We start from the raw sequence: 11,139 nt of genomic DNA, 5'->3' as shown, positions 1-11,139 counted from the left end.
CGCCCCCGGCGCCGGCCGCCTGCGGCTGGGCTCCCGCCGCGCGCTGCCCGCCCTCGGGCGATCTGGAAGCGGCGGGACGCTGCCCGCCCACCGGGCCCGCGCCGGCCTGCCGCTGCCCGCCCGCCGCCATGGGCGGGCTCTGCGCGCCCGCGCGGACCGAGAGCGTCGCCGGCCCCGGCACGGCGTCGGCGTCGTGCGTCCCGGCGGGCAGCGGGGAGCCGGGCGGGACGATGACCGGCTGGGGCGCGGCGAAGGTCGGGCGGCCGCCGTCGGGAGCCGGCATCGCGTCGCGTTCGTCGCTCACAGCTTGTAACCCACTCCCGGCACGGTCTCGATCACCGCCGGCTCACCGAGCTTCTTGCGCAGGGTCATCATGGTGACCCGCACCACGTTGGTGAAGGGGTCGATGTTCTCGTCCCACGCCTTGTCCAGAAGGTCCTCCTGGCTGACGACGGCGCCCTCGGCGCGCATCAGCTCCTCAAGGACGGCGAACTCCTTCTTGGTGAGCGCGATCTCGTTGCCGTCCCTGGCCACCAGGCGCTTGCCGGGGTCCAGGCGGATGCCCGAGCGCTCGAGCACCGGCGGCAGCGCCGGGGCCGAGCGGCGGCCGAGCGCGCGCACGCGCGCCACGAGCTCCATGAAGGCGAACGGCTTGGCCAGGTAGTCGTCGGCGCCGAGCTCCAGGCCCTCGACCTTGTCGTCCACCTCGCCCGACGCGGTGAGCATCAGGATGCGCGAGGCCGAGCGGCCGGCCACCAGCCGCCTGCACACCTCGTCGCCGTGGATCTTCGGCAGGTCGCGGTCCAGCACGATCACGTCGTAGTCGATGTAGCCGGTGCGCTCGAGCGCGCCGGCGCCGTCGTAGGCCACGTCGACGGCCATCGCCTCGCGGCGCAGCCCCGTCGCGATCGCGTCCGCGAGCACGCGCTCGTCCTCCACCACAAGCACTCGCACGGCCCTGGCACCTCCTGTAGTCCCGACCTAGCGCGATCGAACCCCTGCGGGCGGCCCGGCGCTCGTGCGCCCCGGCTCTACCTCTCGCAGGCTCATTCTTGCCACATTCGGCTTAAGCGCATGGTAAGCACGCGTCCACAGTGCGGCGGACGCGTGACATAAAGCACACCACGGACATAGGGCATAGCTGGTTTAAGCGCGACAGGACGGTGGGTAGACCCGCAAGACCCACTCACACGGCCGGGGAAGACCTTGTGCATCTCCCCAGGCGGTACGTGGCCGCACTGCTCCTTCGCCCCTCGAGAAAGAAGGTGAGATGGGCGAGTTCACCAGCACGATCACACACCGGCTCGACCAGGCCTATAAAGGTCTCCAGGAGGCGCGCACGAGCGGCGACGACTTCCTCGCCGACACGCTCACCGCGGAGATAGAGGATCTGCGCCGCATCGCCGTCGACAACGGCGTGTCGATCCAGCGCTGACCGGCCTCCTTGCCACGGCGTCAGGGCCCGCCCGCATCCGCGGGCGGGCCCTTGCTCTTTCAGTCGCGTTCCGGGTTCAGGGGGGTGAGAAGGTCGCGCAGGTCCTCGAACAGGCCGGGCGCCGCGCACAGCGTGAGCCTGCGGCTCTCCGGCCGCCCGTGGAGGCCGCCGATCATCGCCCCGGCCTCGACGGCGATCAGGCCGCCCGCCGCGAAGTCCCAGATCTGCGGGCCGCGCTCGAAGTAGCCGTCCACCCGTCCCGCCGCCACCGAGCACAGGTCCACCGCGCACGACCCGCCCCTGCGGATGTCGCGGACCACCGGCAGCACGTGCGTGAGCACCTCGGCCTGGACGGCCCGCCGCTCAGGCAGGTAGCCGAACCCGGTGGCGATCAGCGCCTCGGGCAGCGGCACGCCCGTGTTGCACCGCAGCGGTTCGGCCGGGACGCCCTCGCGGAGCAGCTCGGCGCCGCCGCCCTTGGCCGCCGCGTACAGTTCGCCGCGCGGCGGCACGTTGACCACGCCGGCGACCACCTCGCCGTCGACCTCCACGGCGATGCTCACCGCCCAGTCCGGCAGGCCGTACATGAAGTTGACCGTGCCGTCGATGGGGTCGACGATCCAGCGGACGCGCCCCTCTCCGGTCTCGGCGCCGGCGGTCTCGCCCTCCTCCTCGCCGAGGAACGCGTCCTCGGGTCTCGCCCGCCTGACGCGCTGCCTGATCAGCTCCTCCGAGGCGCGGTCCAGGGCGGTGACCACGTCGGTCCTGCTGGACTTGGTCTCGATCGCCTCCGGGCGCGCCGGGCGCTTGGCGAGGAGCATGTCCCCCGCCTCGCGGGCGATGTCCACCGCCAGCCGCAGGAAGGCGGTCATGCCACCGACTCCGGCCGCTTCCAGTCCTCTCCGAGGACGTGCTGCCCGAGGAAGGCCAGCACGGTCTCGTACCAGGCGACGGCGTTGCCCGGCTTGAGGATCCAGTGGTTCTCGTCGGGGAAGTACAGGAACTTCGACGGAACCGACGACCTGCGCAGGTCCCACCACAGCCGCAGCGCCTCGCCGATCGGCACGCGGTAGTCCTTGTCGCCGTGGATGACCAGCATCGGGGTGGTGATCTCGCCGAGCCAATGATGCGGCGACAGCGTGCGGTACAGATCGGTTCCCACCGGGCCGAACTCCCGCTCCCAGTACTCGGCGTCGTCGGTGGTGCCGGCGAACTGCTCCAGGTTCCACAGGGAGGCGTGGGTGACGATGGCGCGGAACCGGTCGGTGTGCCCGGCGATCCAGTTGGCCATGTAGCCGCCGAAGGACCCGCCCATCATGCCGGTGCGCCCGCCGTCGATGTCCGGGCGGGCGACGCACGCGTCGGTGACCGCCATCAGGTCGGCGTGGGTGCGCGGGCCCCAGTCGCCCCAGCCGCGCTCGATCATCTCCTGGCCGTAGCCGGTGGACAGGCACGGGTCGGGCATCAGGACCGCGTACCCGTGCTCGGCCATGATCCAGGGGTTCCAGCGCCACATCCAGTCGTTCCAGCTCGCCACGGGGCCCCCGTGGACCCACAGCAGCAGCGGCGCGGGATTGTCCGCCGACGCTCCGGCGGGCAGCGCGAGCCAGCCTCTGATCTCCACGCCGTCGTCGGCGACCGCGGACACCTCGGTGAGCGTCCCGGGGATCTCGATCTTCGGGGCCGGGGACGGCAGCTCGACGATCTCGCCGCTCGCAAGGTCGATGCGCACAGGGACGGGCGGGGCGTCGGGGGAACTGCGCAGCGCGTACAGGCCGCGCCCGTCGGGCGAGGGGCACAGCGCCTGGTACGCGCCGTCCGGCGGGGTGAGGCGCTCGTACTCGCCGGTGAGGCCCACCTTGAAGATCGGACGCCTGCCGTGGTCGTCGGCGGTGGCGTAGAGCGAGCCGGAGTCGGGCGCCCACGCGACGTCGGAGGCCAGCAGGTCCGCGGTGCTCGCCTGGCCGCCGTCCGCGCCGCCCGCTTCCGCGTCCAGGCGGCCGATCCACAACGTGTACTCGACCGGACGGTCCTGGGTGCCGCGGCGCATCAGCCGGCAGGCGACGCGGCGGCCGTCCGGGGAGACCGTGACCAGCCCCGACACGTCGGACTCTGGGTCGGACACAAGGACGCGCCGCTCCGCGGTGGCGACGTCGATCGCCACGAGCTCGAACCGGACTCCGCCGGTGGGCAGCGGCACGGCCCAGGTGGTGACGACGGTGGAGCCGTCGGGGGTGACCGCGAAGGAGGCCTCCAGCAGCGCGCCGCCCGGATCGGGGGTCAGGTCGCGCGGCTCGGCGAGGGCGGGAAGGCCGGCCGCGAACAGCCGCGTCCGCCCGGGGCCGAGATCGTGGTCCCAGAAGCGGATCGGGTACCCCTCGTGGAGGATCGCGCTGATGCCGGCGTCCTTCCTGGCCTTGCGGCGCTCGGCTTCCGAGGACGCCTCCCCCGGGAGCACGTCCGCGCTGTAGACGACGGTGGCGCCGCCGGTCCTGACGGCGCCGATGCCTCCGGGCCGCTCGGCCACCCTGCGCGCCTCGCCGCCCTTGGCGGGCAGCAGCCACAGCGCGGGCACCTCGTCCTCGGGCTGGTCCTTCACGGTCGGGTCGGGTCGCCGCGACACGAACAGCAGGTCGCCGTCCGGGGTGAACTCGGCTCCGGTCTCCCCCTTGGCCGAGCGGGTCAGCCGGACGGCCTCGCCGCCGGGCTCGGCCGGGACCTCCCAGATGGAGGTGCCGTAGGACTTCCCGTCGGGATCGAGCGACTGGACGACCGACACCAACCGGGAGCCGTCCGGAGACAGCCGCAGCGACAACAGTCTGGGAATGGCGACAAATTCGCGTATGTCCTTGAAGAGGCTCACTTCGCTGAACCTACCCCTCCGCGCTCCCGCGCCCCTAGCACCGTGTCCCCCTCCAGCTGCCGTTCTCCTGACAGCGGACTCCTCCCGGCCGCCGTTTCGCTGACGGCAAATCCTCCCCGCGGGCTTCACCCGCCACGTCCTCCCCCACCGGGCTCGCCGCGGCGCGTCCCTCCCGGCCCACCGGGCGGCGGCGCCGCCGTCACGCGGTCCGCGCGACGGGTGAGCCCTTCCGCTGACATCACACCCCTGCCGATGGGGTTGGATGGATCCATGGCTCGTTACGACGCGTTGCTGATCGTCTCCTTCGGCGGGCCCGAAAAGCCCGAAGACGTCATGCCGTTCCTCGAGAACGTCGTCAGGGGGCGCGGCGTGCCCCGCGAGCGGCTCCTTGAAGTGGAGGCCCACTACCAGGGGCTCGGCGGCGTCAGCCCGATCAACCAGCAGTGCCGCGACCTGATCGAGGCGCTGCGGCCCGAGGTGGACCTGCCGATCTACTGGGGCAACCGCAACTGGCAGCCGTTCCTGCGCGACACGATGAGAGAGATGGCCGCCGACGGCGTCACCCGCGCGGCCGCCTTCATCACCGCGGCCTACAGCTCCTATTCGAGCTGCCGTCAATACCTGGACGACATCGCCCGAGCCCGCGCCGAAGTCCCCGGCGCGCCCGAGATCGTCCGGCTGCGCCACTACTACGACCACCCCGGCTTCATCGCGGCGATGACCGACCACACCCGCGAGGCCCTGGCCCGGCTCCCCGAGGAGCACCGCGACGGCGCCCGGCTGGTGTTCACCGCCCACAGCATCCCCACCTCCATGGCCGCCTCGGCCGGCCCGTCCGGCGGGGCCTATGAGGCGCAGCTGCGCACCGCCGCCGGGCTGGTCGCGGGCGACCGGCCGTGGGACCTGGTGTGGCAGAGCCGCAGCGGCCCGCCCCAGGTGCCGTGGCTGGAGCCCGACGTGTGCGACCACCTCACCGCCCTGCACGCGGCCGGCACGCGGGCCGCGGTGCTGGTGCCCATCGGGTTCGTCTCCGACCACATGGAGGTCGTCTACGACCTCGACACCGAGGCCGCCGGCGTCGCCCGCGACCTCGGCATGCACCTCACCCGGGCCGCGACGGCGGGCACCCACCCGCGGTTCGTCTCCATGGTCGGCGAGCTGCTGGACGAACCCGAGCCCGAGCCCTGCCCCGCCCTGTGCTGCCCCGCCCCCCGTCCCCGCCCTTGACCCGGCGTCCCTCTCCCCCGCGGCCGCGCGCCGCGCGCCGGCGCCGCGCCGCCGGCGAGAGGGGGTGCGGCGAGGCCGCCGTACGGCGTCCCGCGGGCCGCCGGCCGCGGGCTCAGGCGTACGTGCGGGCGTAGGCGCCGGCGATGCCGAGGACCTTGTTCACGTAGTCCCACGAGTGGTTGTAGCGGAAGACGGCCGAGCGGAGCTTCGTCCCGCCCTGGCCCGCCCCGTTGGCGCACAGATAGCGGGCCGCGGAGGGCACCGCGTCGTACGGGCTCCAGATGTCCGACCTGCCGTCCCCGTCGCCGTCGACGCCGTACGCCTTCCACGTGGCCGGCATGAACTGCATCGGGCCGAGCGCGCCCGCCGAGGAGGGGCCGTTGTTGCGGCCGTGGCCGCTCTCGACCTGCCCGATCGCGGCGAGCACGGTCCAGGACAGGCCCGGGCACACCCGCGCCGAGATCCTGTACAGGTCCAGGTAGTTGCCCGGCCTGCCGACCAGGGAGGTGCCGGGCCGCGCGAGCACGGTCGGGGGGGCCGCGCTCGGCGAGGCCACCGGCACGGGCGGCGGATCTGCCGCGCGGCGGGCGCCGACCATGACCACCTGGGCGCCCGCTCCGAGGTGCCGCTTCATCCACCCGCCCACGGCCGCCGCCTTGCCCGCCGGGGTGTGCACGAGGAGCGCCACGCCGGGGACCAGGCCGAGCGCGCGGCCCACCTCCTTGCCGACCACGCCGTCCACGCCGGGCAGGCCGAGCGGCGCCGACGCGGCGACCCGCAGCCGCGCCCCGGCGCCCGCCTCGTACTCGCCGCCGAGCCGGAGCATGTAGCGGCCGGCCGTCTTGGACTCGGCGACGAACTCTCCGCGCGCCAGCGCGTTCCACACCTCGGGCTCCGCGGCCACGGCCTTCGGCGCCCAGGGGCGGAACTCCGCCGGGTCGACGGCGAGCAGGTTGAGCGTGGCCGTGGAGAAGCGCACCGCTCCCGCGTCGGCCAGCGACACCTTGGTGACGTACTTCAGCGCGGAGACCCTGCGCAGCGCCGCCTCGGTGAGCGGCTCGCGCGCGACGGCGATCAGCCGGGGCGGTGTGGAGGTCACCCGCTGGGGCGTCGCCGAGCCGGGAGTGGTCGCGTCCGGCGAAGCCGTCGTGTCCGGGACGGCCGTCGTGTCCGGGACGGCCGTGGCGTCGGGCGCGTTCGGCGCGGCCGTCGGGTTCGGCGTGGCCCTCGGGCCGGGCGCGGTCGGGGCGCCGGGCGTGGAACCGGGCGTCGACGATTCCGACGAGGCGGACGGGGCAGATGTCGCGGACGCCGGCGCGGTGGCCGGCGAGGACGAGGACGGGTACGGCGACCCGGCCACGATCGGCCCGGGGGTGAGGACCGGGAAGGGCGGCACCGGCGCCGTCAGGTCGCTGACACCGGCCAGGGGCGTGCGGGCCGCCGCGGGCACGGCGCCGGCCGTGTCCCGGGTGATCAGGAATGCTCCGCCGGCCACGACGCCGAGGACGGTCAGCAGGGCCAGCCCGGCCATGACGGCGCGCGCCGGCACGAGCCGAGAGGGAGGGGACACTTGACCCACGTTAGCCCCAAGAGTCCGTATTCGTGTACGTTGCCGGGAAATCACTTGATGCGCCGCTCGACTGTGCGCGAGGGTGGGAAGACACCGTAGGACGTGCGCCGGGGGCGTGCGAAAGGGGCGAGATCGTGGTCGGGCCGTATCGAGAGCTGTTCAGCGCGCCCGGCACCAAAGGCTTCGTGGTCGCGGGCTTCGTCGGGCGGATGCCCATGTCGATGCTCGGCATCGGCATCGTTCTGCTCATCTCGGCCCTCACCGGCTCGTACGCGACCGCCGGGGCGATCTCGGCGACGGTCGCCATCGCCTTCGCGGTCGCCGCCCCGCTGTCCGGACGGCTGGTCGACCGCTTCGGCCAGGCCAGGGTACTCATGCCGCTGGTGCTCCTGCACGGTGCCGCGCTGGTGACGCTCATGCTGTGCACGGCCTTCGGCGCGCCCATGTGGACGCTCTTCGTCAGCGCCGTGGTCGTCGGCGGAGCCGCCACCTCCCTCGGCTCGATGGTCCGGGCGCGCTGGTCGCACATCCTCGGCCGCTCGTCCCGGCTGCACACGGCGTTCTCGTTCGAGTCGGTGGCCGACGAGGTGATATTCGTGGCCGGGCCGGCGCTGGTCACCGGCCTGACCACGATGGTGAACCTGTACGCCGGGCTGATCTTGGCGCTGGTGGCCACCGTCGTGGGCACGGTGGCCTTCTCGCTGCAGCGCGCCACCGAGCCGCCCGTGCGACCGGACATCGCGCAGTCCGGCACCCCCATCATGATCCCGGGGGTCGCGCTGCTGTCGTGCGTGTTCCTCGCGATGGGCGCGGTGTTCGGCTCGGTCGACCTGATCACCGTCGCGTTCGCCGAGGACCGCGGCGTGAAGGCGGCCTCGGGCCTGCTGCTCGGAGCGTTCGCGGGCGGGAGCATGGTCTCCGGCCTCTGGTACGGGTTCCGGCACTGGCGCATCTCGCTGCGTCAGCGGTTCATGCGCGGCCTCGCGGTGTTCGCCGCCGGCCTGACGCCGATCCTGCTCATCGGGGACGTCAAGGTCATGGCCATCGGCCTGTTCTTCGCGGGCCTGGCCATCTCGCCGACGATCATCACCGGGTACGCGCTGATCGAGCGGCTGGTGCCGGGGCACCTGCTCACGGAGGGCATGTCGTGGATCTCCACGGCGGTGGGCTTCGGCGTGGCGATCGGCGCGTGGGCGGGGGGACGGCTGACCGACTCCTTCGGAGCGTCCAACGCCTACGCGTTCTCGATCGCGAGCGCCCTGCTGGCCGTGGTGATCGGCATCGGCGGGAACACCTGGCTGCGCACGCCCGAGACCGGCCACTCCGAGGCCCCCTCCCCCGCCGCCTGACGGCCGCACATGAGAGGTGCTCGCATATCTGGTCTTCGGCCTGCCCCATGATTATCGTGCTCGTGCATGAAGGCCGTCTTCCGCAACTGGGCCGGTAACCAGTCCGCCACCCCCGCCGAGATCCGCACCCCCGCCTCCGCCGCCGAGGTGGCCCGAGCCGTGCGAGACGCCTCCGCGCGCGGCCTGCGGATCCGCATGACCGGCACCGGGCACTCCTTCACCGGGGTGGCGCTCACCGACGGCATCCTGCTGCGGCCGGACGCGCTGACCGGCGTCCAGGAGGCCGGAGACGGCCGGGTGCGGGTCGCGGCCGGCACACCCCTGCGGGTGCTGAACGAGGAGCTCGACCGCCGCGGGCTCGCGCTCGCCAACATGGGGGACATCACCGAGCAGACGGTGGCGGGCGCCATCCAGACCGGCACCCACGGCACCGGCCGCGACGTCGGCGGCCTCGCCGACCAGGTCGTCGAGCTGGAGATGGTGCTCGCCGACGGATCGATCACCACGGTCTCCGGCGGCGACCTGTTCGACGCGGCCCGCGTCGGCCTCGGCGCGCTCGGCATCCTCACCGCCGTGACCTTCCGGGTCGAGCCGTCGTTCCTGCTGCGCAGCGACCGGCGGCCGATGCGCCTCAGCGAGATGCTCGACTCCCTGGACCAGGTCACCCGCGAGAACGAGCATCTGGACTTCTTCTGGCTCCCGCACACCGACACCTGCCTGACCAAGCGCAACAACCGATCGCCCGGCCCCGCCGCGCCGCCCGGCGCCTTCCGTCACTGGCTCGACAGCGTCTTCCTGGAGAACACGCTGTTCCATGCCCTGTGCGCGGTCGGCGGACGCTTCCCGGGCGCCATACCGGCGCTGAACGGCATCTCCGCCGGCGCGCTCTCCCCTTCCTGCCACACCGACAAGGCCTACAAGGTCTTCACCAGCGTGCGGAACGTGCGGTTCCTGGAGATGGAGTACGCCATCCCGCGCGAGCGCCTCGGCCAGGCCCTGCGTGAGACCCGCGACCTCGTCGAGCTCAGCGGCTGGCTGATCACCTTCCCCATCGAGGTGCGGGTCACCCCGGCCAGCGACGCCTGGCTGTCCACGGCGTACGGCAGGGAGTCCGCCTACGTCGCCTGCCATGTCTACCGGCCGACGCCCAACCCCGCGTACTTCGAGGGCGTCGAATCGATCATGACCCGGCTGGGCGGGCGCCCGCACTGGGGGAAGCTGCACACCCAGGACGCGGCCTATCTCGCGACGGTCTACCCGCGCTTCGCCGACTTCGCCGCCCTCCGCGACGAACTGGACCCCGGCCGCCTGTTCGCCAACGACTACCTGACCACCGTCCTGGGCTGACCGCCGCCCCCCTCCGCCCGGAGGCGTCCGGCCCACCGAGCATCCCGTCCCCGGGACATCAGCCCCGTGCCGTCCGTGACACCGGACCGCCCGTTCCGCCGCCCGCCCCGTTTCCCGACCCGCTGCCGGCCCCGCCGTCCGAACCGCCCTGGCGGCCCTGGCCGCCGGTGTCCGGGTCGGCGGTGTCCGGGTCGGCGGTCGGCGCCTCGCCGGTGCCGCCCGTGCTCTCCGGCGACGCGGCGGCCGACGGCTCGATCGACGGCTCCTCGGAGCGCTGTCCGGTCTGACCGGACTCGTCCGTGGTGGGCTTCGCCGAGGGCCCGTTCGCCGGACCGGTCCCGGACCCGCCGGTGGCGGACGGCGCCGGGGAGGGCTCCCTCTGGTCCGACACCGTTCCGCCGAAGCTCGTGCCCGACCCTTGCGTGCCGTGCACGGTGGCGCTCAGCGGCCTGCCGCTGACCAGCTCGAAGGCCAGGATCCCGCCCATGCTCAACGCGAAGGTGGCCACCGCCGCGACGATCATGGTGACCCAGAGCGGCCTGCGCCCGGCCTCCCTGCGCAACGGCGGCAGGTCCTCGGCCCGCCCGGTCAGCGGCACCGGGTCGCCGGCGCCGGTGGGCAGGTCGGCGGGGCCGTGCTCGCGGACGGTGGCGTGCACCGCCGTGGCCAGCCCTTCCTCTCCGGCCCGCGCGATCACCGTCTCCTGGGTCTGCTCGGCGATCTCGTCGCGTTCCCGCTGTCCGACGATCAGCTCGTGCGCCTCCTTGAGCCGGTCCTTGGTGCGGTGGATGTAGTGGGTGTAGATGGCGTTGCCGACCGTGGTGCCGGCGCTCGCGAGCGCCGCCCCGATGACCGTCCCATGAACCCCGAGGAAGGACGCCCCCACGGCCGCCGTCGCCGCCGCCAGCGCGCCGCCCACGATCTGCGGAGCGCTGAGGTCCAGCGTTTCCTTGTCGCCCATCGGTCTACTCGCCCGCCCATCCGTCGACCCGCGTCCACCGGCGGCCTTGTCACCGCCGGACCTCCATCGGCGGTCGTGCATCGCCCGGCCTCGCGGCACCGGCGCCGCGAGACCGCGCGTCACGCTGGACGCCTCACGGCGCCTGCCCGGGAGATCGGAACACCGCCGCATCGCTTCTATCCGCGCTGCGGAGAAACAACCATTCCCTCCGGTTTTGGCCGGTCAACCGCCGATCGGCCGCGCCCAGCGTCCTCGACGCGGACCGTCAGCCGGCCGCCGTCCTCGTCCGGCCTCCCAGGCGCCAGGGCCGCCCTCCAGGGGCGGAACACGACCTTGACGTGCGCCTCTACAACCGATTTGAGGCCGTTCCGATGTCCGTTGCGTGAA

The 11,139-nt window shown here is 73.4% G+C and carries 9 protein-coding genes and 1 pseudogene; 4 read left to right on the top strand and 6 right to left on the bottom strand.

Going from position 1 to position 11,139, the window contains the following annotated elements:
- Positions 1-304 (bottom strand): annotated as a pseudogene (locus ACFO60_RS37195) (hypothetical protein); the annotation flags it as partial.
- Complete coding sequence (locus tag ACFO60_RS37190) at positions 301-954, bottom strand: response regulator transcription factor (protein ID WP_380850900.1); 654 nt, start codon at positions 952-954, stop codon at positions 301-303. The pseudogene ACFO60_RS37195 and the gene ACFO60_RS37190, both read right to left, overlap by 4 nt.
- 316 nt (positions 955-1,270) lie before the next feature.
- On the opposite strand from ACFO60_RS37190, the gene ACFO60_RS37185 reads away from it, so the two are divergent.
- A complete protein-coding gene (locus tag ACFO60_RS37185; RefSeq protein ID WP_380850897.1) occupies positions 1,271-1,435 on the top strand; it encodes a hypothetical protein in 165 nt (54 codons plus the stop codon).
- Between the two features lie 59 nt (positions 1,436-1,494).
- On the opposite strand, the gene ACFO60_RS37180 is transcribed toward ACFO60_RS37185, so the two are convergent.
- Together ACFO60_RS37180 and ACFO60_RS37175 are read right to left on the bottom strand one after the other, a co-directional pair.
- On the bottom strand, positions 1,495-2,307 hold the full coding sequence (locus tag ACFO60_RS37180; protein ID WP_380850894.1) for an inositol monophosphatase family protein: 813 nt from the start codon (positions 2,305-2,307) through the stop codon (positions 1,495-1,497).
- Positions 2,304-4,298 (bottom strand): S9 family peptidase, encoded by a 1,995-nt coding sequence (locus ACFO60_RS37175; RefSeq protein ID WP_380850891.1) that lies wholly within the window; start codon positions 4,296-4,298, stop codon positions 2,304-2,306. Before ACFO60_RS37175 ends, ACFO60_RS37180 begins: the two co-directional genes overlap by 4 nt.
- Before the next feature lie 270 nt (positions 4,299-4,568).
- Between ACFO60_RS37175 and ACFO60_RS37170 the strand changes: the two genes are divergently transcribed.
- Complete coding sequence (locus tag ACFO60_RS37170; RefSeq protein ID WP_380850888.1) at positions 4,569-5,525, top strand: ferrochelatase; 957 nt, start codon at positions 4,569-4,571, stop codon at positions 5,523-5,525.
- Positions 5,526-5,637: 112 nt separating this feature from the next.
- Here the strand turns inward: ACFO60_RS37170 and ACFO60_RS37165 are convergent, their stop codons facing one another.
- A complete protein-coding gene (locus tag ACFO60_RS37165; RefSeq protein WP_380850885.1) occupies positions 5,638-7,095 on the bottom strand; it encodes a lytic transglycosylase domain-containing protein in 1,458 nt (485 codons plus the stop codon).
- 134 nt (positions 7,096-7,229) lie between these two features.
- Between ACFO60_RS37165 and ACFO60_RS37160 the strand changes: the two genes are divergently transcribed.
- Both ACFO60_RS37160 and ACFO60_RS37155 read left to right on the top strand, forming a co-directional pair.
- Positions 7,230-8,444: an MFS transporter gene (locus ACFO60_RS37160; protein WP_380850882.1), complete on the top strand. Its 1,215-nt coding sequence runs from the start codon at positions 7,230-7,232 to the stop codon at positions 8,442-8,444.
- A 66-nt stretch (positions 8,445-8,510) separates the two neighbouring features.
- Positions 8,511-9,791: a D-arabinono-1,4-lactone oxidase gene (locus tag ACFO60_RS37155; RefSeq protein WP_380850879.1), complete on the top strand. Its 1,281-nt coding sequence runs from the start codon at positions 8,511-8,513 to the stop codon at positions 9,789-9,791.
- Positions 9,792-9,849: 58 nt separating this feature from the next.
- On the opposite strand, the gene ACFO60_RS37150 is transcribed toward ACFO60_RS37155, so the two are convergent.
- Entirely contained in the window at positions 9,850-10,752 is a 903-nt protein-coding gene (locus ACFO60_RS37150; protein WP_380850876.1) for a hypothetical protein, read from the bottom strand.
- Between the last annotated feature and the right edge of the window lie 387 nt (positions 10,753-11,139).

Source organism: Sphaerisporangium dianthi, from assembly GCF_042654065.1.
GTDB classification, from domain to species: domain Bacteria; phylum Actinomycetota; class Actinomycetes; order Streptosporangiales; family Streptosporangiaceae; genus Sphaerisporangium; species Sphaerisporangium dianthi.
The sequence above is the reverse complement of the archived record's forward strand: the minus strand, read 5'-3'. Positions and strand labels throughout refer to the sequence as shown.